The organism is Streptomyces cyaneus (assembly GCF_004028635.1).
Lineage (GTDB): Bacteria > Actinomycetota > Actinomycetes > Streptomycetales > Streptomycetaceae > Streptomyces > Streptomyces cyaneus.
The window spans coordinates 38,550-63,601 of the sequence record NZ_RQJW01000005.1; the positions used below are offsets into that span (position 1 = coordinate 38,550).

Consider the following 25,052-nt stretch of genomic DNA (forward strand, 5'->3'; position numbering starts at 1 on the left):
ACTAAATGATCATCTTGTGACCGGAACATGCCACTATCGTCACGCCGTTCACGGGGGCTTCACGAGATCCCACATCGAGGTGGGCGGCTCAATCGCGTCTCGAAAGTGAGAGGTCTCAACTGATGTTCAAGCGTGTGAAGTTCAGAACCACCCGCTGGATCACCACCGCGGCGATGGTCCTCGGCCTGGGCGTCGCGATGCCCATCGCCGTCGCCCCCGCGGCGAGCGCCGCCGGTTCCTGCAGCGGAACGTTGATCGACCAGATCAAGCACTACGACTACTCGGTGAGCTCGCACCCGCACGTCGCCACGACCTACCTGTACTGGGACGGCACCTACAACTGTGCGAGGTCCGTCAAGGCGGGCTCCTACTACGGCGTCAGCTCCCGCATGAACCTGGACCTGTGGTCGAAGGCCGGCGGACACGACAACGACAACGGCTACTTCAGCTACGAGGCTGGCCCCGTCAAGGTGAACGGCAGGAACACCTGCATCAACTTCGAGCTGGACATGTGGAAGCCCAACGGTGGCGCCAACTTCCTGCAGGACCACGTGCCCCCGTCGGGCTACTTCCACTGCGGCTGAGGTCTGCGGGCAGTGGTGGTTGTCGCGGCACAGCCGCGACAACCATCACTCGTACTACGGCCGTTCCCTCATGAAGCCGCGTCGACCCTGCGCACCGCCGGGCGGCGCGAGGCGATGACCTTCTTCGCCAGGGACCGCGGGCTGGTCAGGAAGCCGTAGCCCCAGGACATGTGCATGGCGGCCAGGGCGACGGGGATCTGGAGGCGTGCCTTCAGGGGCAGCCCCTTGCCCGCCGGGACCGAGCCGGCGGTGATGGCCGCGAGGTAGCCGCCGGGGATCACCAGGGCCCACGGGGTGACCAGGGCGCCCAGCACGAGGCCCGCGGCGATCGCGCACACCGCCGTCGGCGGTGCGAGGTAGCGCAGGTTGATGGAGCCGGAGTGGTAGCGGGCGACGACGTGGCGCCAGCGGCCGTAGTCCTTGTACTGCTTGGCGAGGGCGCGCACGCTCGGCCGCGGCCGGTACGACACCTTCAGCTCGGGCGAGAACCAGATGAGCCCGCCCGCCTCCCTGATCCGGAAGTTGAGCTCCCAGTCCTGGGCGCGGATGAACTCCTCGTTGTAGCCGCCCTGTTGCTCCAGCGCCTCGCGCCGGAAGACGCCGAGGTAGACGGTCTCGGCCGCCTGCGCCTCGCCACCGGTGTGGAAGGCGGCGTTGCCGACCCCGATCTTCGAGGTCATGGCGGCGGCGACGGCGTGCTCCCAGTCGTTCTCGCCCTCGGCGTGCATGATGCCGCCGACGTTCTGTGCGCCGGTCTCCTCCAGGAGCCGTACGGCGGTGGCGATGTAGTTCGGCGAGAGGATCCCGTGCCCGTCGACGCGCACGACGATCGGGTGGCGCGAGGCCTTGATCGCGGCGTTGAGCGCGGCGGGCGTACGCCCGGTCGGATTCGGAACCGTATGGACGCGGGAGTCCTCGGCAACGAGCTGAGCCGCGATCTCGTCCGTGCGGTCCGTGGACGGACCGAGGGCGATCACGACCTCCATCTCGCCGGCGTACTCCTGCGCGAGGATCGCTTGGACTGCTCCGCGCAGATGCCGCTCCTCGTTCAGGACGGGCATGATGACGGACACGGCGGGGAGCTGCACGTCGGGATTGGCGTTCATAGGGGCCTCACGTTACCGCGAACGGGGGACACCGGTGCGCCCCGCCGGGGTCGCTGCCCCGGTCAGCAGATCGTATGGGCCTACGGTGCTCACGGATCCCACGTACGGCCCCCAGGGCAAGCCCCAGCGGAAGGTAGCCCCCCATGCCCACGCCGCCCCGCCGCTCCCCCGCCCCTCCGCAGCGCCGCCCGCAGCCGTCCCGCGGCGGGGCGCGGCCGGTCGCGCCCGTGCGGCGGAGAAGGCCGCGCTGGGCCATGCGGGCGGTGACCACGCTGTCCGTGGTGGTCCTCGCCTCCGCCGGGATCGGGCACGCGGTGGTGACCAGCCTGGACGCGAAGATCGCGCGGGTGGACCCCTTCAAGGACATGAAGAACCGGCCGCAGGCCGGGCACGGGATGAACGTCCTGCTGGTCGGCACGGACGGCCGCGACCGCATCAGCGAGGCGCAGCGGCGCAAGTACCGGCTGGGCGGGGCGCCCTGCCACTGCACCGACACGATCATGATCGTGCACATCTCGGAGGACCGGGAGCGGGCGAGTGTGGTGAGCCTGCCGCGCGACTCGTACGCCGAGGTGCCCGCCGGTGAGGGGCGCAAGGCACACCCCATCAAGATCAACGCGGCGTACGCGGAGGGCGGCCCGAACCTCACCGTCGCCACGGTCGAGCACATGACCCACGTCAAGATCGACCACTACCTCGAGGTCGACTTCACCAGCTTCATGAGGACGGTGGACGTGGTCGGCGGGGTGCAGATCTGCACCGCCGAGCCGATGAAGGACTCCTACACCGGGCTCGACCTGCCGGCCGGTACGCACCGGCTGATGGGCGGGGAGGCGTTGCAGTACGTGCGTGCGCGGCATGTCGACAGCGCCTCCGACCTGGGCCGGGTGCAGCGCCAGCAGCGCTTCATGGCGGCGCTGATCGAGCGGGCGACGTCGTCCGGGATCCTGCTGAACCCGATGCGGTTCCGGGATGTGACGCGGGCGGTGCTGGGTTCGGTGCGGGCCGACAAGGGCTTCGGGACGGGCGAGTTGCTCGACCTCGGGCGGGCGATGCGGAACTTCTCGCCGTCGTCGTCGGAGTTCACGACCGTGCCCGTCCGCCAGCTGGAGTACACCGTGAAGGGCGTCGGCTCCACGGTGAAGTGGGACGCCGCGAAGTCCGAGCGCCTGTTCAGGGCCCTGCGCGAGGACGAGCCCCTGTCCGCGCACCGGCCGAGGAGAAGGGCGGTACCGGTGGAGGTCGCCCCGCAGGAGATCCACGTCCAGGTGGAGAACGGCACCCAGGCGGCCGACCTCGGCGAGCACGTCGATGCGGCGCTGGCGGCGACCGGTTTCCGTACGACGGGGCGGCCGGTGAGCGCGGCGGACCGCCCGGTGAAGCGGACGGTCGTCGCCCACGACCCACGCTGGGACCGCTCGGCGAAGTCCCTGGCGGCCGCACTGCCGGGCAGCGAGCTGCGCGCGGTCAAGGGCATGGGCTCGACCCTGAAGGTGATCGTCGGCACCGACTTCAGACAGGTACGCAAGGTACGCGCCGAGGACCCGACCCAGGGCGAGTCCGTGGTCGTGCGGGGCGACGAGGCGGGGTGCGCGTAGCTTCGGGTGACCCGGGCTCCGGGTGATCCGGGCTTCCGGCACCCCTTGGTCCCCGGCCCCTCACTCCTCGTACCCCTCAGTCCTCGTACCCCTCCGCCGCCCGCTTCTCGCGCAGTTCCTTGATCGCGCGGCGGCGGGACAGTCGGTGCGTCCGCCTGATCTGGGCCTCCTGGTAGCGGCGGTTGTCGCGCTCGGTCTCCGGTATGACCGGGGGGACGCGGCGCGGCTTGCCGTCGGCGTCGACGGCCGCGAAGACGAGGTAGGCCGAGCCGACCTGGGTGGCCGGGTCGGACTCGTTCCAGCGCTCGGCCAAGACCCTTACGCCGACCTCCATCGAGGTCCGGCCGGTCCAGTTGACCTGGGCCTTCACATGGACGAGGTCGCCGACGCGGACGGGTTCGAGGAAGACCATCTCGTCCATGGAGGCGGTGACGGCGGGGCCGCCGCTGTGCCGGCCGGCCACCGCGCCCGCCGCGTCGTCGACGAGTTTCATGATCACGCCGCCGTGCACCGTACCCAGCAGGTTGGTGTCGTTGTGGGTCATGATGTGGCTGAGGGTGGTGCGGGATGCGGATGTCGGCTTGCCCGGGATTTCCGGAGTGCCGGATTCCGCTGCGGTGACCTGGTGTGTCATGGCCTCCACCTTATGCCGCCCCGACATTCGCGGACTTTGTGTTGGGTTCGCAACAGCCGTGCCTCTATTTTCCCCCGAACCTTGTAAGTCACCTGGCCGTGCCCTGCACACTGGGGCGCATGAATGACTGGCCCGGTGGATGGTCCGACGACAATCGCGGTAACCGCTACGGACGCGGCAGCTCGAGCGCACAGCCCGAGGGTGCACGCGTGATGCGGCAGGTCCGCCGCGGTCCGACGGCGCCGCCCGGCCAGGGGTACGGCGGGGTGCCGCAGCAGCCGTCGTACGTGAACGGCCAGGGCCACGGCGGCTACGGCGGCTACGGCGACGACCCCGTCGACGACGGGTACGACAGCGGCTACAACACCGGCCAGGTCTACGGCGGGGGCGGCACGGGCGGCCCCGGAGGCCGCGGGACGCGCGAGCCGCGGCCCGCGCCGAACTGGCGGCGCCGTATCAAGGTGACCTCGATCACCGTCGTGACCCTCCTGGTCGTGACGTCCGTCGCCACCTACTTCTGGGCCGACTCCAAGCTCAACCGCGAGGTCGACCTGTCCAAGGTCATCGACCGGCCGGAGGCGGGCGAGGGCACCAACTATCTGATCGTCGGCTCCGACAGCCGTGAGGGCATGTCGGCCGAGGAGAAGAAGGCGCTGCACACCGGGTCCGCCGAGGGCAAGCGCACGGACTCGATGATGATCCTGCACACCGGCGACAACGGGCCGACGCTGATCTCACTGCCGCGTGACTCGGACGTCGAGATACCGACCTTCGTGGGCTCCGAGTCCGGCAAGACGTACCAGGGCACGGGCCGGCACGTGAAGCTGAACGCCGCGTACGCCGAGGACGGCCCGGAGCTGCTGGTCCGCACCGTCGAGTTCAACACCGGTCTGCACATCGACCACTACGTCGAGATCGGCTTCGCGGGCTTCGCGAACATCGTGGACTCGGTCGGCGGTGTCGAGATCGACATCCCGCGGGACATCAAGGACTCCAAGTCCGGCGCGGACTTCAAGAAGGGCAAGCAGACCCTGAACGGCGAGGAGGCGCTCGCCTTCGTCCGCACCCGGTACGCGCTGCCCGGCTCCGACCTGGACCGTACGAAGAACCAGCAGAAGTTCCTCTCGGCCCTGGCCAACCAGGTGGCGACGCCGAGCACGATCCTCAACCCGTTCAAGCTGTACCCGACCATGGGGGCGGGGCTGGACACCCTGATCGTCGACAAGGACATGAGCCTGTTCGACCTGGCGGACATGTTCTGGTCCATGAAGGGCGTCACCGGCGGCGACGGCAAGTCGATGAACATGCCGATCTCCGGCTCCGCGAACGGCAACCTCGTCTGGAACAAGGCGAAGGTGAAGACGCTGGTGGAGCAGCTGAAGAACGACGAGACGGTGACCGTCTCCGGCAACTGAGCGGCGCACAGCAGTCGAGGGCACAGCAGTCGAGGGCACCCCTGCGGGTGCCCTCGAGTGTTTTCGGGGAGTGCTGCCGGACGGTCGTCACATGGTGACGCCCGACATCGCGCGGCAGGATTCGGCGCAGCGGCGACACGCCTCGGCGCAGCGCATCATCTGCGGGTCGTCCGGCATGGACATACACGCCTCGGCACACATGTCACAGGCCTTGGCGCACATCGCGCACATCTCGGCCGTCATGGGCGAGCGGCGCATCATCATGTCCGCGCACATACGGGTCGTCTCGGCGCAGTCCATGAGCGCCCGCATGATCTGCATCTGCGGCTGGCCGCCCATCTGCATGCAGGAGCTCATCGTCTCCTCGCAGACCACGTGGCAGGACATGCACGCGTCGACGCAGGCCTGCATCTCCTTGCTCATGGTGGTCATGGTTCGTTGCTGGGTCATGGCTCCTCCTGGGGTGCGTGCGGGAGCCCGGGGCGGGCCCCGTGCCCTTCCGTCCTACGCCCGCCCGCCGCACCGCGCCATCGGACGGACGCCCCCGATCCGCCCCCATTGGGGTTACGGCTCCCCGTCGGCGGCGTCCGGGGCCGGGGCGGGCAGGAGACGACGCCGGTCCAAGAGGCGGCGGACGACCGGGAGCGCCTCCGGGTCGTGCGTCCGCCGCTACGTGGGCGAAGACGCACCGAGGCAGGCCCGACTCGGCGTGGACGCACGGCACTTGGGCGCCGAACGCGGATCGCCCTCCGCCCGGGGAGAGCGAAGGGCGATCGGAGAGGAGCTACGACAGACCGCGGCAGTGCTACGGCGGTCCTACGGCAGGTTGCGCGCCATCACGATGCGCTGGACCTGGTTCGTGCCCTCGTAGATCTGTGTGATCTTGGCGTCGCGCATCATGCGCTCCACCGGGTAGTCACGGGTGTAGCCGTAGCCACCGAGCAGCTGGACGGCGTCCGTGGTGACCTCCATCGCCACGTCGGACGCGAAGCACTTGGCGGCGGCACCCAGGTAGGTGAGGTCGGCGTCGACGCGCTGGGAGGCGGCGGCGGCCTGGTAGGTCAGGGCGCGGGCGGCCGAGATCTTCATGGCCATGTCGGCGAGCATGAACTGGATGCCCTGGAAGTCGGCGATCGGCTTGCCGAACTGCTTGCGCTCCTGGACGTAGCCCTTGGCGTAGTCCAGCGCACCCTGGGCGATGCCGAGGGCCTGCGCGGCGATCGTGATGCGGGTGTGGTCCAGCGTCTTCATCGCCGTGGCGAAGCCGGTGCCCTCCTCGCCGATCATGCGGTCCGCCGGGATGCGAACGTTGTCCAGGTAGACCTCGCGGGTCGGGGAGCCCTTGATGCCGAGCTTCTTCTCGGGCGCGCCGAAGGAGACACCCTCGTCCGACTTCTCCACGACGAAGGCCGATATGCCCTTCGAGCGCTTGGTGGGGTCGGTGACCGCCATCACCGTGTAGTACTCGGAGACACCGGCGTTGGTGATCCAGCGCTTCACGCCGTTCAGGACGTAGTGGTCGCCGTCGCGGACCGCCTTCGTCTTCATGCCGGCGGCGTCGGAACCCGCGTCCGGCTCGGAGAGGCAGTACGAGAACATGCCGTCGCCCTTGGCGAGCGGGGTCATGTACCGCTTCTTGAGGTCCTCGGAGCCGGAGAGGATCACCGGGAGCGAGCCCAGCTTGTTCACCGCGGGGATGAGGGAGGAGGACGCGCAGACGCGGGCCACCTCCTCGATCACGATCACCGTGGCGAGGGCGTCCGCGCCCGCGCCGCCGTACTCCTCGGGTACGTGCACCGCGTGCAGGTCGGCCGCGACCAGCGCGTCCAGCGCCTCCTGCGGGAAGCGGGCCTCCTCGTCCACCGCGGCCGCGTGCGGCGCGATCTTCGCCTCGGCCAGCGAGCGGATCGCGTCGCGGAGCATGTCGTGCTCCTCGGACGGGCGGTACAGGTCGAAGTCAGCCGATCCGGCCAAGGTCTCTCACGCTCCAAGGACGCTGTGTGGTCTAGAGGATGCTGTGTGGTCTAAGTGCGCCACCGGCGCTAATTACCGTTAAGTAACTCAAATTTTAGGGGGCGGCTCACGGGAGTGATACGTGAGCTTGGCGACAGCTGGAAAGTTGCCCGTCGAACGGCCCGACTATGCTCGGGCCCGCATCACCGCCGGACCTTCGTTGACCTCTGCCGAACCCCGTAGACCTCTGGAGTACCCCATGGCCCTCAAGATCACCGTGATCGGCACCGGTTATCTCGGCGCGACGCACGCGGCGGCCATGGCCGAGCTCGGCTTCGAGGTGCTGGGGCTCGATGTCGTGCCGGAGAAGATCGAGATGCTGCGGCGCGGCGAGGTCCCGATGTACGAGCCGGGACTGGAGGAGCTGCTGCGCAAGCATGTCGCCGGGATCGAGGGGTCCACCGGGCGGCTGCGGTTCACCATGGACTGGGCCGAGGTCGGGGCGTTCGGCGATGTGCACTTCGTGTGCGTGAACACGCCTCAGCGGCACGGCGAGTACGCCTGTGACATGTCGTACGTCGACCGCGCCTTCGAGTCGCTCGCCCCGCACCTCACCGGCCCCGCCCTCGTCGTCGGCAAGTCCACCGTCCCCGTCGGCTCCGCCGACCGCCTCGCCGCCTACCTCGCCGCGCACGCGCCGGTCGGCGAGGACGCCGAGCTCGCCTGGAACCCGGAGTTCCTGCGCGAGGGCTTCGCCGTGGACGACACCCTGCACCCGGACCGGATCGTGGTCGGTGTGCGCAGCGAGCGGGCCGAGAAGCTGCTGCGCGAGGTGTACGCCACCCCGATCGCCGCCGGCTCCCCCTTCGTCGTCACCGACTTCCCCACCGCCGAGCTGGTGAAGACCTCCGCCAACTCCTTCCTCGCCACGAAGATCTCCTTCATCAACGCGATGGCGGAGGTGTGCGAGGCCGCCGGCGGCGATGTCGCCAAGCTCGCGGAGGCCATCGGGTACGACGACCGGATCGGGAAGAAGTTCCTGCGGGCCGGGATCGGCTTCGGCGGCGGCTGCCTGCCCAAGGACATCCGCGCCTTCATGGCCCGGGCCGGCGAGCTGGGCGCCGACCAGGCGCTGACCTTCCTGCGCGAGATCGACTCGATCAACATGCGCCAGCGCGGCCAGATGGTGGAGCTCGCCCGGCAGGCGCTGGGCGGCGGGCCCTTCCTCGGCAAGCGGGTCGCCGTGCTCGGCGCCACCTTCAAGCCCGACTCGGACGACGTCCGGGACTCGCCCGCGCTGAACGTCGCCGGGCAGATCCACCTCCAGGGCGGCCAGGTCACGGTGTACGACCCCAAGGGCATGGACAACGCCCGCCGCCTCTTCCCGACCCTCGGCTACGCCGACAGCGCGATCGAGGCGGTACGGGGCGCCGACGTCGTACTGCATCTGACGGAATGGCGGGAATTCCGCGAGCTGGACCCGGCGGCGCTGAGCGATGTCGCGGCGGCTCGGGTCATTCTGGACGGGCGCAATGCCCTGGACCCGGAGTTGTGGCGGAAGGCCGGCTGGACTTATCGGGCGATGGGACGGCCGACGGCCTGAGAAAAGGCCCGTCGTTTCAGGCGGGCTGTTAAGGCGGGCCGTTCAGGCAGAGAAATCGCGCTCGCCCGGCCCTCCCCTCGGGGGGACGGGCCCGCGGGCGCCCGCGGTCGGCCCACGGCTAGCCCGCACAACGCATATGCCATTCTCCTTGAAATCCTCACGCGGCTTCGCATTCTATTCGAGTAGCGTGAGGGAAAAGAAATACTCGCACGCGAATTCTTCACAGCCGCATTGCGCGGAATAGCGATGGTCTCACCCGGTCTCACAGCGGGGGTCCCCTCGAAAGAGAGGCGCCGCAACAGCTGTTTAACTGACGCGTAGCCGCGCGGAATTCGCGTGCCACTCCACTGGTCGGCGTTCGCTGGTTTTGAACAGCCCATGCCAGGAGTGACCATGCCCCTGTTCCGCCGGTCCCTGTGGCCGCACGACCACCGCGACGAACTGGTCGCGGGAGCGCTCGTCGGCGCCGTGGTGGTCGTACTCGGATACGCGTCGGGCATCGGCGCCCCCGCCGCCTCCTCCGACGCGACCGCGGCCCCGCCGCCCGCGGTCACCTCGCCGTCACCCCCGGGCGAGGCCGCCACCCCGTCGGAGACCCCGGGCGACATCCCGGGCGGAGCCGCGGGGGGCGCGGCAGGGGCCGGGGCACTGCCGGTCACCGGCGTCTACTACCCCGGCGGCACGGATCACACCGGCCACACAGGCACCTCCGGCGGGACGGGCCACACAGGCCACGGCGGCTCCCCCACGCCCTCCGCCCCCACGTCCCCGCCCTCCTCCGGCCCGTCCGCGCCGGGCACCACCCCGCCCGGCGACGACGCCACCTGCGAGGACGGCGAGGTCCGGCTCGCCGGGCCGCTCCTGACCGGCCTCACCGAGCCCGTCTTCGGTCTCCTCAACCCCACCGCCGAGGCGTCCCCGGCCCCGCAGCCCTCCCCCTGCGTCGGCCTCGCCCCGCTCCCGTCCCTCCTCGGCGGCGTCAGCCCCTCCCCGGAGGCGACGCCGTGACCCCCCGCCGCACGCTCCTCCTCCTCGTCCTCACCCCGCTCCTCTACGTCCTCCTCGGTTCCCCGCAGGCCTCCGCCCACACCGAGCTGGTCACCTCCAGCCCCGCGAACGGCGCCGAGTTGAAGCAGGCCCCCGACCACCTCACGCTCACCTTCGACGAGCCTGTCGAGCCGGCCGGGGTCCGTGTCATGACCGTGGACGGCGACCGGCTCCCGGTGTCCCTCGTGCCGGGGCACAAGGGCGAGGTCGTACGGGCCGCCCTCGGGCGCCCGGCGGACGGCTCCTTCGCCGTCGTCTGGTCGGTCGTCGACGAGGAGGACGGGCACGCCTCCTCGGGCCGGCTCGACTTCGGCATCGCGGCACCGGCCGCACAGGACCGCGGCGACGAGGCCGTGACCGCACCGTCCCCCCTGGTGCGCAACGGCCTCGTCGCCGCCCGCTGGGCCGGCTATCTCTCCCTGGCGCTGTTCATCGGGGGCCTCGCCTTCGTCACGCTGCTGTGGCCGCGCGGCGCGCACGAGCCGCGGGCCCGGGCGCTGCTGGGACTGGCCTGGACGTGCGGCCTGCTGGCGTCGGTCGCGGCGATCGGGCTCCAGGGCGCATACGCGACGCTGGGCGGCCTGCGGGAGGCCCTGCGCGCCGAGACGTACGCGGACGTCCTGACCACCGAGCCCGGCGTCGTGCTCGCCGCCCGGGTCCTGCTGTGGGTGCTCGCGGCCGTGGTGCTGAGCGCGCTGCTCCAGGGCGGGCCCCGCACCTCCCGCTCCCCCGGCTGGCGGGTCGGCGCGCTCGCGGTCTGCCTCGGGCTGCTGCGGGCGACCGGCATGGCGGGCCACAACGCCGAGGGAAGTGAGCCCACTTGGGGCGCGATCGCCGACCTCGTGCATGTGCTCGGCGTCTCGCTGTGGATCGGCGGTCTGGTCATGCTCGCGCTGGCGGTGCTGCCGCGGCGGCGTCCCGATGAGCTGGCCGCGGTGGTACCGGGTTACTCACGGCTGGCGGCCGTCAGCGTGGCGGGCATCGTGGCCGCCGGACTGGTACTGGCGTGGCAGGTCGTCGGGTCGTACGACGCCCTGCTGCACACCTCGTACGGGCATCTGCTGCTGGCGAAGACCGCCGTGCTCGCGGCCGTCCTGCTGGTCGCCCTCGCCAGCCGTCAGTGGGTGCGTACCCGCCTCGATCTCGCCGTGCTGCTGCGCGGCGACGCCGCCACCGTGCGGCCCTTCGGTTACTCGGTCGCGGCCGAGACGGGGCTGGTCCTCGTCGTGCTCGCCGTGACGGGTCTGCTGGTCACGGCCAACCCTGGCCAGTGAACTCCCATGCAAATCAAAGGAGTTGCGTTGAATCCACGTAATGAGAGCGACGCGGCACCGCGTCACCGGCCGCCCGCGGGCAACCGGGGACTGCTGGTCGCCGGAGTCGGCGCGGCGCTGGCCGCGGTGCTCAGCCTGGGGCTGCTCCAGGCCGCCTCGAGCACCTCGGCCGGGGCAGCCTCCACGGCGGACGCGGGCGCGGCTCAGGCGCCCGCTGCCGCCGCGGCCCAGGCCCAGCCGGCGGCCGACGCGGCGCCGGACCACCAGGTCGACATCATGAACAACAAGTTCGGCGACGGGAAACAGCTCGTCGTCGAGGTCGGCGACACGGTCCGCTGGACCAACCACGACAGCGTGCCGCACACGGTCACCACGACCAAGGGCCCGAAGAAGTTCGACTCGGGCACGCTGGAGCAGGGCGACTCGTGGTCGTACACCTTCACCACGGCCGGGACGTACGAGTACTACTGCGCGGTGCACCCGGACATGGTGGCGTCCGTGAAGGTCGTCGCCCCCGACGGCGGCGGTTCGTCCGGCGGTTCGTCCGGAGGCTCGTCCGGTGGTTCCTCGGGCGGGTCGAGCGGCGGCTCCTCCGGTGGCTCCGGCTCCGGTGGCGGCACGGGCGGTACGTCGGGTGGCGGCACGGGCGGTACGTCCGGTGGTGGCTCCGGCGGCACGTCGGGCGGTTCGTCGGGCGGTACGTCCGGCGGCGGCTCCGGTGGCGGCGACGAGCAGTGCGCCAGCGTCCAGGACGTGCTGCTGCCGATCCTCCAGCACCTCAACGCGGCGCACCTGGAGCGGTCCCCGGGCCAGCAGGTGCAGGACGCGCTGGCGCTGGACGCGTACATCAAGACGCACACGGTGTGGATCGAGAGCATCCTGACGCCCGCCACCAAGGGCGGCGGCACGATCCTCGACGACACGCTCAGCGTGCTGCTGAACCACATCAACAAGGCGCACCTGGAGGAGTCGCCCGGGCAGCAGGTGGCCGATCTGCTGAACGTCGACAGCTACGTGCAGATGCACACGGTCTGGGCCGAGCACCTGCTCACGCCCACCGAGGACTTCCTCACCAACAGCTGCTGACACCGCCCGCGCGCAAGACGGACGCCGGTCCGGCCGAGGCTCAGTCGGCCGGACCGGCGCTCCCCCATTGTCCCCGTCACCGCCGCCCTTCCGGAACCGCTTTCCAAGGAGACCGGGATGACAACCGTCACCCTGCCCGTCGACCCGACCCCGCCCGGGGCTCCCGGCTCGCCCCCCTGGCTGCCCCTGCCCGGCCGGTATGCCGTGGCCCCCGGCCGCTCGCTGGTCGAACTCACCGCTCTGTGCGGCCCGTTGCCGCTCCGGCGCCGCCGCCTCACCCTCGCGGCGGCCGCGCTCACCGTCCCGGAGACCGACGAACACCCCACCTTCCGCTTCGAGCTCGACGGCGCCCACCTCAAGGGCGTGCTCACCCTCGACCACGCGCACGCCCACGCCCACGCCCACGAGGGCACCGGCATCGTCCAGCTGACCGGCGACCTCGGCATCGACGGCACCGACTTCCCCGCGCTGCTGCGGCTGCGGGTCGTCGAGCGGTCCGACGACCTGCTGCTCTTCGTGGGCACCGCCCGACTGTCGTACCGGCTGCTGCGCCGCGCCACCGGCTTCCGGTTCGGCCGGTTGCGGCCCACTACGCGGCTGCGGCTGCTGGTCGCCGGGGAGTTCGCATGAGGGCGGCACGGCGAGCGGTCCCGGGGACCGTCCTCGCCCTGGCTGTCCTGGCCGTCCTGGTCGGGATGCTGCTCGTGCTGCCGGTCGGCCGGGCGTCGGCGGCGACGTACCGGGTCGCCATGAGCGGCTATGCCTTCAGCCCCGCGACCCTGACCGTCACCGCCGGCTCCACGGTGACCTGGACCAACCAGGACACCGCCCCGCACGACGTGAAGACCACGTCGGCTCCGGCCGCCTTCCACTCCCCCATGCTGAACAAGGGCGGAAGCTGGAGCTTCACCTTCAACACCCCGGGGACGTACGCCTACTACTGCACCGTCCACCCGAACATGACGGCCCGGATCGTGGTCCAGGCGGCGGCACCGAAGACTTCGGCGCCCGCGCCGACGCACGACCACTCGGGTACCGGGTCGTCGACGGGACACCAGTCGTCCGGTCACCACGCGACCGCACCGAGTCCGACAGCGGCGACACACTCACCGGCCCCCTCGCCCGTACGGTCCACACCGTCCGCGTCGGCTGCGGCGTCCGCGCCACCCGGGTCACCGTCGCCCGCACCCACGCCGACCTCTGTGCCGCAGACCCAGGTCACCGCGTCGACAACCCGCCCGCTGGACCCGCTCCTGGTCCTGACCGGGATAGTCGCGGGCGTCGCGGTCCTGTGCCTGCTCCTGGTGGGCTCCCGGGCGTCCCGGACCCGCGAGGAGAAACCCTGACGGCAACGCCCTGACAGCAATGCCCTGAGGGGCGCGGGGCACTTCCAGTAGGCGTCATGACGTCACTTCCAGGCGTCATGGCGTCATGACGTCACTTCGCCCGATACCGCCGCATCTTCGCCCGCGCCCCACACACCTGCATCGAGCACCAACGACCGCGGCCCGCCGGGCTGCGGTCGTAGTACGCCCAGTGACAGTCGACGGCCTCGCAGGCCTTCAGCCGGTGCCACGTGCCCTCGACGAGGGCCTGGGCGATGGCCGCCGCCACCCGGGAGAGCAGCGGGCCCTCGTCGGCGGGGGCGAGGCCGGCCGAGCCGTCGGCGGCCTCGACGGTGACGAGCAGCGGGCCCGCCGCCAGCAGCTCACCCAGCGGCGTCACGGCACGATGCGGCGGATGCCCCGCGTGTGCGAGAAGAACCACCCGCAGCGACTCCCGCAGCTCCCGCGCTCCCGGTATGTCCTCCTCGGCCAGCCCGAAGCGCGCCCGGCCCTCCGCCGTGTCCAGCGAGTCGGCGCCCGACTCGATGTCCAGCGTGTTGACCAGGGACTCGACCAGCTCCAGGCCCCCGGGCGCGGGCGATCTCTCACTCATGGCTGCACGCTACCTCCCGATTCCCCTTGCGACGTTACCGCCAATGCGGGAGCATGCAGTAACGGGGTTACCCCATGCAGTGCTGTAGGGGTAACCAAGGCACCGAGACTTCAAGGAGGAAGTCATGGCCATCGCCGAACTGGGCGTCGTCGTCCTGGACTGTCCCGACCCCCGTGCCCTCGCCGACTTCTACGCGCGCGTGCTCGGCGGAAACGTCGAGGGCGAAGGGGACTGGGTGGACCTGAAGGTGCCCGGCGGGCAGTCGCTGGCGTTCCAGGCCGCCCCCGGGTTCGTACCGCCGCAGTGGCCGGCGCCCGATCACTCCCAGCAGTTCCATCTGGACCTGACCGTCGCGGACCTGGACGCGGCCGAGGAAGGCGTACTGGCACTGGGGGCGAAGCCGCTGGACGCCGAGGACCGGTCGCGGAGCTTCCGGGTTTACTCGGATCCAGCCGGGCACCCGTTCTGCCTGTGCGCCTGCTGATCACGCCTCGACCGCCGGAGGAATCCATGAGTCCCGTGGCACGCCTACGTTCCGTCGTCATCGACTGCCCCGACCCGCGCGCCCTCGCCCGCTTCTACGCCGGTGTCGGCGGCGGTGCGCCCGAGGACGACGACCCCGAATGGGTCGTACTCCAGATCCCGGGCGGGCCACGGCTCTCCTTCCAGGCGGCGCCCGGGCACACCCCGCCGGAGTGGCCGCGGGCCGACCGCAACTCGCAGCAGTTCCACCTCGACTTCGACGCGGGGTCCACCTGGGAGGAGGTCGACGCGGCCGAGGAGAAAGTGCTGAAGCTGGGCGCACGGTTGCTGCACGCCGAGGACAAGGAGGACTGGCGGGTGTACGCCGACCCGGCGGGGCACCCGTTCTGCCTCTGCCGGATCGAGCACGGCGAGTAGCGAACCCTCCGGTCGCGGTCGAGGTCGGCGATCTTCACGGCGGCCCCCGCGGGGCCGGGCAGACGGCGACCTGGTGGACAGGGTGTTCGGGCGTACGGGCGTACGGGGCACGCGCGCGGCCGGTCAGCCTTGCCGCGCCGCCTCGATCACCTCGTTCAGGGTGTCCCGGGAGCGGACGAGGTCGGCGATCATGCGGTCGATGCGGTCGCGTTCGGCGGTGAGGTCCTCGACCAGCCGGGGCGTGGCGACGGCGGAGGGGCCGCCGTCGGTGTCCCGCATACAGGGCAGCAACTGCACGATCCGGCTGCTGTGCAGGCCGGCGGCGAAGAGCTCCTGGATCCGGACGACCCGGTCCACGGCCGCCTCGGGGTAGTCGCGGTGGCCGCCCGGGGTGCGCTCGGCGCGCAGCAGGCCCTGGGTCTCGTAGTAGCGCAGCGACCGCTCGCTCACGCCGGTGCGCCGGGCGAGTTCACCGATCCGCATCTCCGCCTCTGCGTCCGCGTCCGCGCCCGCCGACTGCCCGGGCTTGAATCTGACACTGATGTCAAGTTTTAGCGTACGGGAATGACGCAGACGACGGACTTCCTGGCACCGGCCCGGCTCGGCCGGCTCGCACTTCCCCACCACCTGGTGATGGCACCGCTCACCCGCAACCGCGCGGCGGCGGACGGCACCCCGACCGACCTCATGGTCACCCACTACACCCAGCGCACCACGGCCGGCCTGATCATCGGCGAGGCCTCGACACCGAACGCGGTCGGGCAGACGTACCCGAACATCACAGCGATCCACACCGACCGGCACCTGGCCGGGTGGCGGCGGGTGACCGAGGCCGTGCGGGAGGGCGGCGGGCGGATGTTCCTGCAGCTCCAACACGGCGGGCGGGTCAGCCATCCGGAGACCACCGGCCTGACGCCCGTCGCGCCCTCCCCCGTGCCGCTGCAGGAGACGATCTTCACGCCGCGCGGGCACCTGCCGGCCGTCGTCCCCCGGGAGATGACGGTCGCCGACATCCGGGCCACCGTCGCCGACTTCGCCGCGGCCGCCCGCCGGGCCGTCGACGCGGGCTTCGAGGGAGTCGAGGTGCACTCGGCCAACGGGCATCTGCTGCACCAGTTCCTCGCCGGGAACACCAACCGCAGGACGGACGGATACGGCGGGCCGGTGGAGCGGCGGGTCCGGTTCACGGCGGAGGTGACCGAGGCGGTGGCCGACGCGATCGGCGCCGACCGGGTGGGCGTGCGGATCTCCCCGGGAAACACCGTCAACGGCATCGAGGAGGACGACACCGACGTCCTCTACCCCGCGCTGGTGGCCCGGCTGCGGGATCTGGACCTGGCGTATCTGCACCTCGTGCACGCCGACCCGGACACAGCGGTGTACCGGAGGATCCGCGCGGACTGGCCCGGCGTCCTGATCGGCAACCCGGTACTGCCCGACCTCACCACCGCGGGCGTCACCCGGGCCGCGGCCGGCATGCTGGCCGCCGGGGCCGATCTGGTCGCCCTCGGCAGGCCGTTCCTCGCCAACCCGGACCTGGTCACCCGCCTGCGCCTCGGCGCACCGCTCAACCCGGTCCGGGACCGGTACCTGATGTACACGGGCGGGGCGACCGGTTACACCGACTACCCCGCCCTCGACGATCAGCCGTCCAGCGCCTCGATGGTCGCGTTGGACGGGCCCCGCGTCGCCTGAAGGTCGCGGGCGACGTCCTCGGCCGCGCCCAGTACCCGTACCGCGTTCTGCCAGGTCAGCTTGGCCAGGTCGGGCTTTGACCAGCCGCGGTCCAGCAGTTCGGCGATCAGGTTGGGATAGCCGGACACGTCGCGCAGGCCGTCCGGGGTGAAGGCGGTGCCGTCGTAGTCGCCGCCGATGCCGATGTGGTCCACGCCCGCGATCTCGCGCATGTGGTCCAGGTGGTCGGCGACCGTGGAGACGGTGGCGATCGGGCGCGGGGTGCTCTCCTCGAAGGCGCGGTGCACCTTCATCGCCTCGGCGGTGGTGTCGAGATGGTGGAAGCCGTGGGCGCGCATGTTCTCGTCGGCCGCGGCCGTCCAGTCGACCGCCGCCTGCAGCACGAACTTCGGCACGAACGTCACCATCGCGACGCCGCCGTTGCCGGGGAGGCGTTCCAGGACGTCGTCGGGGATGTTGCGCGGGTGGTCGCACACCGCGCGAGCGGAGGAGTGGGAGAAGATCACGGGGGCCGACGTGGCGTCCAGCGCGTCCCGCATCGTCGTGGCCGCCACGTGCGAGAGGTCCACCAGCATGCCCTCGCGGTTCATCTCCCGGACCACCTCGCGGCCGAAGGCCGACAGACCACCCACGCCGGGCTCGTCCGTCGCCGAGTCGGCCCACGCGATGTTGTCGTTGTGGGTGAGCGTCATGTAGCGGACGCCGAGCGCGTACAGCGCCCGCAGCGTGGCGAGCGAGTCGGCGATGGAGTGGCCGCCCTCGGCACCCATCAGGGAGGCGATACGGCCCTCCGCGCGGGCGGCTTCCATGTCCGCCGCCGTCAGCGCGGGGCGCAGGTCGGCCGGGTAGCGCGCCAGCAACTGCCGTACGCAGTCGATCTGTTCGAGGGTGGCGCTGACCGCCTTGTCGCCGGCGTAGTCCGAGCGGACGTACACCGACCAGAACTGCGCGCCCACGCCGCCCTCGCGCAGGCGGGGGATGTCGGTGTGCAGGTGGGCGCCCTGGGAGGCGGCGATGTCGCGGGCGTCGAGGTCGTAGCGGACCTGTTCGCGCAGGGCCCAGGGGAGGTCGTTGTGGCCGTCGACGACCGGGAACTCGCGCAGGAGTTCCCGGGCTGCCTCCAGGGAGGTCATCGCCGTCACTTCCCCGAGCCGAAGCCGAAGCCGTTCGCGCCCTCTACCTTGGCGCGCAGGCGCTTGCCCTTCTCGGTGGCCTGGTCGTTCAGCTCCTGCTGGAACTCGCGCATCCGCTGCAGCAGGTCCTCGTCGTGGGTGGCGAGGATACGGGCGGCGAGCAGACCGGCGTTGCGCGCGCCGGCGACGGAGACGGTGGCGACCGGGACGCCGGCCGGCATCTGCACGATCGAGAGCAGGGAGTCCATGCCGTCGAGGTACTTCAGCGGGACCGGGACGCCGATGACCGGCAGGGGCGTCACCGAGGCGAGCATGCCGGGGAGGTGAGCGGCGCCGCCCGCCCCCGCGATGATCACCTTCAGGCCGCGCTCGGCCGCCTGCTCGCCGTACGTGACCATCTCGCGCGGCATCCGGTGCGCGGAGACGACGTCGACCTCGTAGTCGATCTCGAACTCGTCGAGGGCCTGGGCGGCGGCCTCCATGACGGGCCAGTCGGAGTCCGACCCCATCACGATGCCCACGACGGGGCCGACAGCGGTGCTCATTCGGTGATCGTGCCCTTCAGGTAGCCGGCTGCGTGACGTGCGCGTTCCAGCACGTCGTCGAGGTCGTCGCCGTAGGTGTTGACGTGGCCGACCTTGCGGCCGGGCTTTACGTCCTTGCCGTACATGTGGATCTTGAGCTTGGGGTCGCGGGCCATGCAGTGCAGGTACGCGGAGTACATGTCGGGGTAGTCGCCGCCGAGGACGTTGACCATGACGGTCCACTTGGCGCGCGGGCGCGGGTCGCCGAGGGGGAGGTCCAGGACCGCGCGGACGTGGTTGGCGAACTGGCTGGTGATCGCGCCGTCCTGGGTCCAGTGGCCCGAGTTGTGCGGGCGCATCGCCAGTTCGTTGACGAGGATGCGGCCGTCGCGGGTCTGGAACAGCTCGACGGCGAGGTGGCCGACGACGCCGAGTTCCTTGGCGATGGTGAGGGCCATCTCCTCGGCCCTGAGGGCGAGGTTCTCGTCGAGGTCGGGCGCGGGGGCTATGACGGTGTCGCAGACGCCGTTGACCTGCCGGGACTCGACCACCGGGTAGGCGACGGCCTGGCCGTGCGGGGAGCGTACGACGTTCGCCGCGAGCTCCCGTACGAAGTCGACCTTCTCCTCGGCGAGGACCGGGACGCCGGCGCGGAACGGCTCGGCGGCCTCCTCGACGGAGTCGACGACCCAGACGCCCTTGCCGTCGTAGCCGCCGCGGACGGTCTTGAGGACGACGGGGAAGCCGTCGCCCTCGCCCGCGAAGGCGGCGACGTCGCCCGGGTCGGTCACGATCCTGTGCCGTGGGCACGGCACGCCGATCGCGTCGAGCTTCGCGCGCATCACGCCCTTGTCCTGGGCGTGCACGAGTGCGTCAGGGCCCGGGCGGACGGGGATGCCGTCCGCCTCCAGAGCCCTGAGGTGCTCGGTGGGTACGTGTTCGTGATCGAAAGTGATCACATCGCAGCCCCTCGCGAAGTCGCGCAGCGTGTCGAGGTCGCGATAGTCGCCGAGGACGACATCGCTCACCACCTGCGCCGCGGAATCCTGAGGGGTGTCACTGAGGAGCTTGAACCTGATGCCGAGCGGGATGCCCGCCTCGTGTGTCATACGAGCGAGCTGCCCCCCGCCGACCATGCCGACTACCGGGAACGTCACGCCCCTAGGGTATCGGCCGCGTCGGGGCGACCCTCTTACCGGACTTTTCCGGGTCTCTTTCCGACCTATGTCCCGACCTATGAGCTCGCCCACAGGCAATCGTGGAGGGGGGTGGTTAGCATGGCTGGGTTGACGAAAACCGACCGACATATCGACCGACAGGAGCCTTCACGACCATGGGACGTGGTTCCTCGGGGCTTCATGCGGCGCCTCCAGTACCTCGCAGTGCTGTGCGGCAGCGCTTTGACCGGCTGATGCGTGAGGTTGCCAAGTTCGGCGCGGTGGGTGGAGCGGGGCTGCTGGTCAATCTCCTCGTGTTCAACCTGGTGCGGCATGTGACCGACCTCCAGGTGGTGCGGGCGAGCGTCATCGCCACCGTCGTCGCGATCGTCTTCAACTACGTCGGCTTCCGCTACTTCACGTACCGGGATCGCGACAAGAGTCGTCGTACGAAGGAACTGGGTCTGTTCCTGCTGTTCAGCGTGGTCGGTCTGGTGATCGAGAACGGTGTGCTGTACGCGGCGACGTACGGGTTCGGGTGGGACAGTCCGCTGCAGAGCAACATCTTCAAGTTCCTCGGCATCGGGATCGCGACGCTGTTCCGGTTCTGGTCGTATCGGACGTGGGTGTTCCGCGCGCTTCCTCCTGCGGAGGAGGCGGAGCAGGCAGTGACCGGAGCGGAATCGTTCCTGGAGCCGCCTCGGCAAGCTGCGGCGGAGAAGCCGCGGGTACGACAGCGGGTGGGCTGACGCGCCGAGGCCGCCGGGGGTACACCCTGGGCTTCCTCGCCCCCGCCGCCCCTACCCGTCCCATCCTCGAAGGGGCTCCGCCCCTTCCACCCCGCCAAGGGGCTACGCCCCCTGGACCCCCATCGGCCTGAACGGCCTCGTCCTCAAACGCCGGACGGGCTGATTTCACCCAGGGCATTCCAGCCCGCCCGGCGCTTGAGGTGGGGGTTGTGCCTCGCGGCGCCGACGGTCACTTCCCAGCGCCGACCCAGGTATTTCAGCCCGTCCGGCGTTTGAGGACGAGCTCCGCCATCCCGATCCCCCACCCACCCGCAGGGGGGCTTCACCTCTCGACGCCGTCCCGGCATTTCCGCCCGTCCGGGGCTGCGCTTCTGGACGCCGGCCCAGGCATTCCAGCCCGTCCGGCGTTTGAGGACGAGGCCCCTTCAGGGCCGAAGCGGGGGTCTGGGGGCCGCAGGCCCCCAGGACGGCGGGGTCGAAGGGGCGGCAGCCCCTGGAGGACGGGACGGGTAGGGGCGGCGGGGGCGAGAACCCCTGCGGTTACCTGACCGTCGGACCCGCATCCTCCGCCGACTTCTTCAGCGGTGGTGTGCGGGAGAGGAACAGGGCGAGTACCGGAGGGTTCGTCTGGAGCATCTCCAGGCGGCCACCATCGGCTTCCGCGAGGTCACGGGCCACCGCGAGACCGATGCCCGTGGAGTTGCGCCCGCTGATGGCCCGCTCGAAGATGCGGGCGCCCAGGTCCGCAGGAATGCCGGGGCCCTCGTCGGTGACCTCGATGACCGCCTGATTGCCCGTGACACGCGTCCGCAGGGCCACCGTGCCGCCCCCGTGCATGAGGGAGTTCTCGATCAGGGCCGCCAGGACCTGAGCGACCGCGCCCGGCGTGCCGACCGCCTGGAGGTGACGTTTGCCCGAGCTGACGATCGCCCGCCCGACACTGCGGTACGCCGGACGCCACTCGGCCAGCTGCTGCTGGATGACCTCGTCGAGGTCGAAGGTGACGGCGGAGCCGTTGCGCGGGTCGCGGGAGTTGGTGAGGAGGCGTTCGACCACGTCGGTGAGGCGCTCCACCTGGGTCAGGGCGATCGTCGCCTCCTCCTTCACCGTGTCGAGATCCTCGGTGAGGGTGATCTCCTCAAGGCGCATGGACAGGGCCGTGAGGGGGGTGCGGAGCTGGTGGGAGGCGTCCGCGGCCAGGCGGCGTTCCGCCGTCAGCATGCGGGCGATGCGCTCGGCCGAGGAGTCCAGCACGTCCGCCACTCGGTCCAGCTCATGGACGCCGTACCGCTTGTGGCGGGGGCGCGGGTCGCCCGAGCCGAGGCGTTCCGCCGTTTCCGCGAGGTCGGTGAGCGGGGAGGCGAGGCGATTCGCCTGGCGTACCGCCAGCAGGACCGCCGCGATCACCGCGAGCAGGGCCACCGCGCCGATGATCAGCAACGTACGGCCGACCTCCCGCGTCACCGACGACCGCGGCTCCTGCACGACGACCGTCTCGCCCTCCTCGCCGGTCTCCTTGGCGCTGATGACGTCACCGGTCGGCTTGGAGCCCACCTGGATCACCGGCTTGCCCGGGATCCGGATCTCGGCGTAACGATCCCCCTGGATCTGGTCCCGCAGCACCGCGGCGTCCACGGTCTCGTCACCGAGCAGCCGGCTGTCCACGATGCTGACCAGCCGGACCGCCTCGGTGTCCACCCGCTCCTGTGCGGTGTTGGTGATCGTCCTGGTCTCGACGATCACGAGGGAGACGCCGAAGACGGCGATGACAACGAGTACGACCGCGAGGGTCGACTGGATAAGACGGCGACGCACAGGTCCCTCCGGACAGTGACACTAAAACGACCGGTGCGTACAGCGCCCTTGGAAGGGGCGCGGGGAACTGCGCGACCAGCCACACACAACCCGCAGCCGCGCACTGCACAAGCCACAAGCCACAAGCCCGCAACGGCGCGACCGCGTCAACTCTTCTCGAACCGGAAGCCCACACCCCGCACCGTGGCGATGTACCGAGGGTTCGCCGCATCGTCGCCGAGCTTCTTGCGCAGCCACGAGATGTGCATGTCGAGCGTCTTGGTCGACGACCACCAGGTCGTGTCCCAGACCTCCCGCATCAGCTGGTCCCGGGTCACCACCCGGCCGGCGTCGCGCACCAGCACCCGCAGCAGGTCGAACTCCTTGGCCGTGAGCTGGAGTTCCTCGTCGCCCATCCACGCCCGGTGCGACTCGACGTCGATCCGCACGCCGTGCGTGGCCGGCGGCTGCTGCGGCTCGGCCGACCCGCGCCGCAGCAGGGCCCGGACCCGGGCCAGCAGTTCGGCGAGCCGGAACGGCTTGGTGACGTAGTCGTCGGCGCCCGCGTCGAGGCCTACGACGGTGTCCACCTCGTCGGCACGTGCGGTCAGGATGAGGACCGGCACGGCGTGGCCCTCGGCACGCAGTCGCCGGGCCACCTCCAGGCCGTCCATGCCGGGCAGGCCGAGGTCCAGCACGACGAGGTCGATACCGCCCTGCATTCCTGCGTCGAGCGCGGTGGGGCCGTCCTCCCGCACCTCGACCTCGTACCCTTCCCGGCGCAGTGCGCGGGCCAGCGGCTCCGAAATGGACGCGTCGTCCTCGGCGAGCAGTACACGGGTCATGAGCTGATGGTAGTCCGCCCATGACAAGAGCTGGGGTGTGATCGGGCGCCTTGATTCTTACCGGTTCTTGGCGCGTCTCTTACCTTCGGGCGCTGTGGTACAGACCATCGTGTGCGAGGTGCGATCCTGGAAAGGACCTTGGAAAGGGTGCCTGCGGTTCCCTCGACACCTGTGATACGTGTCTCAAGTCCTTCCATATCCGGCAGTGTCCTGACGTATGGTGAATCTACGCCTGTAGCACTACAGGGACCTTCGGCGGCACTTGACGCTGAGGGTCTCTTTTGTGTCTGCCTGGAATGACCTGTGGCCGGGCCCCCAAGGACGGGGGCGTGGATCCCGGTGGCCGCCGTCCGCCGCTTCGTGACCCGGAGCGGAACTCCCCGTGGGCGTGGGGGTGGGCGACTGTGCCCCGCCGGTGCCGGCCGCCCCCCACCGGGCGCGTGACAGTCAACGTCGGTGCGCGTCCCGACAGCAAGGATCGACCATGGCGTCCAGCCTGACGAAGGACTCGGCCCGCCCGGGCACCCCCGGCTCCGAGAAGACCTTCTTCGGCCACCCCCGCGGCCTGGCCACTCTCTTCATGACCGAGATGTGGGAGCGTTTCTCCTACTACGGCATGAAGGCGCTGCTCCCGCTGTACCTGGTGGCCGACAACGGCCTCAACCTCAGCGGCGCGACCACCATCACCATCGCCTCGGTGTACGTGTCTCTCGTATACCTGCTCACGCTGCCCGGCGGCTGGGTCGCGGACCGCATCCTCGGCCCGCGTAAGACGGTCGCCCTGGCCGGCCTGATCATCATGCTCGGCCACCTGACCCTGGCCCTGCCGTCGGCCGGCATCTTCTACGTGGGACTCGCCCTCGTCGCGATCGGCTCGGGCCTGCTGAAGGCCAACATCTCCACGATGGTCGGCCACCTCTACGACGGCCCGAACGACCCGCGCCGCGACGGTGCCTTCACCGTCTTCTACATCGGTATCAACACCGGCGCCTTCGCCGCGCCGCTGATCATCGGCACCGTCGGCGAGAAGGTCAACTGGCACCTCGGCTTCGCGCTGGCCGCGCTCGGCATGGCGCTGGGCCTGGCCCAGTTCCTGCTCGGCACCCGCCACCTGAGCGCCCGCAGCGAGATCGTGCCGACCCCGATGGACGCCGTGGAGAAGCGCAACACCCTGCGCAAGGGCCTGCTGTGGCTGGCCGTGCCCGCGGTCTTCTACGCCGTCGTCGGCCTCTCCGGCCACTTCACGGAGGCCTGGGCCACGATCCCGCTCACGGTCATCGGCCTGATCGTCCCGATCTGGGTCATCGCCCGGATCAAGCGGGACAAGGACCTGAGCTCCACCGAGCAGTCGAAGGTCTCGGCGTACATCTACTTCTTCGTCGCCGCGGCCGTCTTCTGGATGATCTACGACCAGGGCGCCACGACGCTGTCGCTGTTCGCCGACTCCTCGGCCGACAACCGGGTCTTCGGCTGGGAGTTCCCGGTCTCCTGGTACCAGTCGGTCAACCCGGTCCTGATCATGGCCATCGCGCCGCTGTTCGCCTGGCTGTGGGTGTGGCTGAACCGGCGCGGCAAGGAGCCGAGCACGGCCGTGAAGTTCGCGTCCGGTCTGCTCCTGATCGGTGTGTCCTTCTTCGTGTTCCTCATCCCGCTGTCGATCGCCCAGGACGGCGAGAAGGCCGCGGCGATGTGGATCGTGGCGATCTTCTTCGTCCAGACGCTCGGTGAGCTGACGCTGTCCCCGGTGGGTCTGTCGGTCACCACGAAGATGGCGCCGGCGAAGTACGCCTCCCAGATGATGGGCGTCTGGTTCCTCGCGGTCACCGCGGGCGACTCCGTCACCGCGCTTCTGTCCGACCCGGCCGCCGGTGGCGTCGACCTCAACAAGATGAGCTTCGTCGCGCTTGAGGCCACCCTCGCCGTCATCGCCGGTGCCGCGGTGTGGATGTACCGCAAGAAGGTCAAGGCGCTCATGGGCGACGTGCGCTAGCGCCTGCGGCTGAGCTGAGCGGACGGA

Annotated in this window: 25 protein-coding genes; 14 read left to right on the forward strand and 11 right to left on the reverse strand. The window is 70.5% G+C overall.

Going from position 1 to position 25,052, the window contains the following annotated elements:
• Positions 1 to 134: 134 nt before the first annotated feature.
• The gene (locus tag EHO50_RS18695; protein WP_128431324.1) at positions 135 to 584 is read left to right on the forward strand and encodes a hypothetical protein; all 450 of its coding nucleotides are present in this window, start codon (positions 135 to 137) and stop codon (positions 582 to 584) included.
• Positions 585 to 652: 68 nt separating this feature from the next.
• Here the strand turns inward: EHO50_RS18695 and EHO50_RS18700 are convergent, their stop codons facing one another.
• Positions 653 to 1,690 (reverse strand): glycosyltransferase family 2 protein, encoded by a 1,038-nt coding sequence (locus EHO50_RS18700; RefSeq protein WP_128431325.1) that lies wholly within the window; start codon positions 1,688 to 1,690, stop codon positions 653 to 655.
• 143 nt (positions 1,691 to 1,833) lie between these two features.
• Here EHO50_RS18700 and EHO50_RS18705 point away from each other — a divergent pair, with 143 nt between their 5' ends.
• Entirely contained in the window at positions 1,834 to 3,288 is a 1,455-nt protein-coding gene (locus EHO50_RS18705; RefSeq protein WP_128431326.1) for an LCP family protein, read from the forward strand.
• Between the two features lie 76 nt (positions 3,289 to 3,364).
• Here EHO50_RS18705 and EHO50_RS18710 read toward each other — a convergent pair whose 3' ends face one another.
• Positions 3,365 to 3,922, reverse strand: a complete 558-nt coding sequence (locus tag EHO50_RS18710; RefSeq protein ID WP_246101233.1) for an acyl-CoA thioesterase — start codon at positions 3,920 to 3,922, stop codon at positions 3,365 to 3,367.
• A gap of 119 nt (positions 3,923 to 4,041) precedes the next feature.
• Between EHO50_RS18710 and EHO50_RS18715 the strand changes: the two genes are divergently transcribed.
• A complete protein-coding gene (locus tag EHO50_RS18715) occupies positions 4,042 to 5,337 on the forward strand; it encodes an LCP family protein (RefSeq protein WP_181449653.1) in 1,296 nt (431 codons plus the stop codon).
• 87 nt (positions 5,338 to 5,424) lie between these two features.
• On the opposite strand, the gene EHO50_RS18720 is transcribed toward EHO50_RS18715, so the two are convergent.
• Both EHO50_RS18720 and EHO50_RS18725 read right to left on the reverse strand, forming a co-directional pair.
• A complete protein-coding gene (locus tag EHO50_RS18720; protein WP_128431328.1) occupies positions 5,425 to 5,787 on the reverse strand; it encodes a four-helix bundle copper-binding protein in 363 nt (120 codons plus the stop codon).
• A 366-nt stretch (positions 5,788 to 6,153) separates the two neighbouring features.
• On the reverse strand, positions 6,154 to 7,311 hold the full coding sequence (locus EHO50_RS18725; protein ID WP_128431329.1) for an acyl-CoA dehydrogenase family protein: 1,158 nt from the start codon (positions 7,309 to 7,311) through the stop codon (positions 6,154 to 6,156).
• Between the two features lie 238 nt (positions 7,312 to 7,549).
• Between EHO50_RS18725 and EHO50_RS18730 the strand changes: the two genes are divergently transcribed.
• From EHO50_RS18730 to EHO50_RS18755, 6 genes are all read left to right on the forward strand, one after another.
• On the forward strand, positions 7,550 to 8,893 hold the full coding sequence (locus EHO50_RS18730; RefSeq protein WP_128431330.1) for a UDP-glucose dehydrogenase family protein: 1,344 nt from the start codon (positions 7,550 to 7,552) through the stop codon (positions 8,891 to 8,893).
• A 393-nt stretch (positions 8,894 to 9,286) separates the two neighbouring features.
• Positions 9,287 to 9,901 carry a hypothetical protein gene (locus EHO50_RS18735; protein WP_128431331.1) on the forward strand — a complete coding sequence of 205 codons (615 nt, stop codon included), beginning with the start codon at positions 9,287 to 9,289 and terminating at the stop codon, positions 9,899 to 9,901.
• The gene (locus EHO50_RS18740; RefSeq protein WP_128431332.1) at positions 9,898 to 11,214 is read left to right on the forward strand and encodes a copper resistance CopC/CopD family protein; all 1,317 of its coding nucleotides are present in this window, start codon (positions 9,898 to 9,900) and stop codon (positions 11,212 to 11,214) included. The genes EHO50_RS18735 and EHO50_RS18740 overlap by 4 nt, the downstream gene beginning before the upstream one ends.
• Before the next feature lie 27 nt (positions 11,215 to 11,241).
• Positions 11,242 to 12,300 (forward strand): cupredoxin domain-containing protein, encoded by a 1,059-nt coding sequence (locus EHO50_RS18745; RefSeq protein ID WP_246101234.1) that lies wholly within the window; start codon positions 11,242 to 11,244, stop codon positions 12,298 to 12,300.
• A gap of 117 nt (positions 12,301 to 12,417) precedes the next feature.
• Positions 12,418 to 12,930: a hypothetical protein gene (locus EHO50_RS18750; RefSeq protein ID WP_181449654.1), complete on the forward strand. Its 513-nt coding sequence runs from the start codon at positions 12,418 to 12,420 to the stop codon at positions 12,928 to 12,930.
• Positions 12,927 to 13,646, forward strand: coding sequence for a cupredoxin domain-containing protein (locus tag EHO50_RS18755; RefSeq protein WP_128431334.1), 720 nt, complete (start codon positions 12,927 to 12,929; stop codon positions 13,644 to 13,646). The genes EHO50_RS18750 and EHO50_RS18755 overlap by 4 nt, the downstream gene beginning before the upstream one ends.
• Positions 13,647 to 13,737: 91 nt before the next feature.
• Here the strand turns inward: EHO50_RS18755 and EHO50_RS18760 are convergent, their stop codons facing one another.
• Positions 13,738 to 14,238 (reverse strand): CGNR zinc finger domain-containing protein, encoded by a 501-nt coding sequence (locus EHO50_RS18760; RefSeq protein WP_128431335.1) that lies wholly within the window; start codon positions 14,236 to 14,238, stop codon positions 13,738 to 13,740.
• 124 nt (positions 14,239 to 14,362) lie between these two features.
• Between EHO50_RS18760 and EHO50_RS18765 the strand changes: the two genes are divergently transcribed.
• Together EHO50_RS18765 and EHO50_RS18770 are read left to right on the forward strand one after the other, a co-directional pair.
• Entirely contained in the window at positions 14,363 to 14,722 is a 360-nt protein-coding gene (locus tag EHO50_RS18765; RefSeq protein WP_128431336.1) for a VOC family protein, read from the forward strand.
• A 26-nt stretch (positions 14,723 to 14,748) separates the two neighbouring features.
• A complete protein-coding gene (locus EHO50_RS18770; protein WP_128431337.1) occupies positions 14,749 to 15,138 on the forward strand; it encodes a VOC family protein in 390 nt (129 codons plus the stop codon).
• A 123-nt stretch (positions 15,139 to 15,261) separates the two neighbouring features.
• On the opposite strand, the gene EHO50_RS18775 is transcribed toward EHO50_RS18770, so the two are convergent.
• On the reverse strand, positions 15,262 to 15,621 hold the full coding sequence (locus tag EHO50_RS18775; RefSeq protein ID WP_128431338.1) for a MerR family transcriptional regulator: 360 nt from the start codon (positions 15,619 to 15,621) through the stop codon (positions 15,262 to 15,264).
• 81 nt (positions 15,622 to 15,702) lie between these two features.
• On the opposite strand from EHO50_RS18775, the gene EHO50_RS18780 reads away from it, so the two are divergent.
• Positions 15,703 to 16,833 (forward strand): alkene reductase, encoded by a 1,131-nt coding sequence (locus EHO50_RS18780; protein ID WP_128431339.1) that lies wholly within the window; start codon positions 15,703 to 15,705, stop codon positions 16,831 to 16,833.
• On the opposite strand, the gene EHO50_RS18785 is transcribed toward EHO50_RS18780, so the two are convergent.
• The 3 genes from EHO50_RS18785 to EHO50_RS18795 are packed head-to-tail and all read right to left on the reverse strand — an operon-like array spanning position 16,782 to position 19,647.
• Positions 16,782 to 17,966: a dipeptidase gene (locus tag EHO50_RS18785; protein WP_128431340.1), complete on the reverse strand. Its 1,185-nt coding sequence runs from the start codon at positions 17,964 to 17,966 to the stop codon at positions 16,782 to 16,784. The genes EHO50_RS18780 and EHO50_RS18785 overlap by 52 nt on opposite strands.
• 5 nt (positions 17,967 to 17,971) lie before the next feature.
• Positions 17,972 to 18,511, reverse strand: coding sequence for a 5-(carboxyamino)imidazole ribonucleotide mutase (gene purE, locus EHO50_RS18790; protein ID WP_181449655.1), 540 nt, complete (start codon positions 18,509 to 18,511; stop codon positions 17,972 to 17,974).
• Positions 18,508 to 19,647 (reverse strand): 5-(carboxyamino)imidazole ribonucleotide synthase, encoded by a 1,140-nt coding sequence (locus EHO50_RS18795; protein ID WP_128431341.1) that lies wholly within the window; start codon positions 19,645 to 19,647, stop codon positions 18,508 to 18,510. Before EHO50_RS18795 ends, purE begins: the two co-directional genes overlap by 4 nt.
• Before the next feature lie 176 nt (positions 19,648 to 19,823).
• Between EHO50_RS18795 and EHO50_RS18800 the strand changes: the two genes are divergently transcribed.
• Positions 19,824 to 20,396, forward strand: a complete 573-nt coding sequence (locus EHO50_RS18800) for a GtrA family protein (protein ID WP_128431342.1) — start codon at positions 19,824 to 19,826, stop codon at positions 20,394 to 20,396.
• 540 nt (positions 20,397 to 20,936) lie between these two features.
• Here the strand turns inward: EHO50_RS18800 and EHO50_RS18810 are convergent.
• Both EHO50_RS18810 and EHO50_RS18815 read right to left on the reverse strand, forming a co-directional pair.
• The gene (locus tag EHO50_RS18810; protein WP_128431344.1) at positions 20,937 to 22,211 is read right to left on the reverse strand and encodes an ATP-binding protein; all 1,275 of its coding nucleotides are present in this window, start codon (positions 22,209 to 22,211) and stop codon (positions 20,937 to 20,939) included.
• Positions 22,212 to 22,357: 146 nt separating this feature from the next.
• Positions 22,358 to 23,035, reverse strand: a complete 678-nt coding sequence (locus EHO50_RS18815; protein ID WP_128431345.1) for a response regulator transcription factor — start codon at positions 23,033 to 23,035, stop codon at positions 22,358 to 22,360.
• A gap of 484 nt (positions 23,036 to 23,519) precedes the next feature.
• Here EHO50_RS18815 and EHO50_RS18820 point away from each other — a divergent pair, with 484 nt between their 5' ends.
• Positions 23,520 to 25,025 carry a peptide MFS transporter gene (locus EHO50_RS18820; protein ID WP_128431346.1) on the forward strand — a complete coding sequence of 502 codons (1,506 nt, stop codon included), beginning with the start codon at positions 23,520 to 23,522 and terminating at the stop codon, positions 25,023 to 25,025.
• Positions 25,026 to 25,052 lie beyond the last annotated feature (27 nt).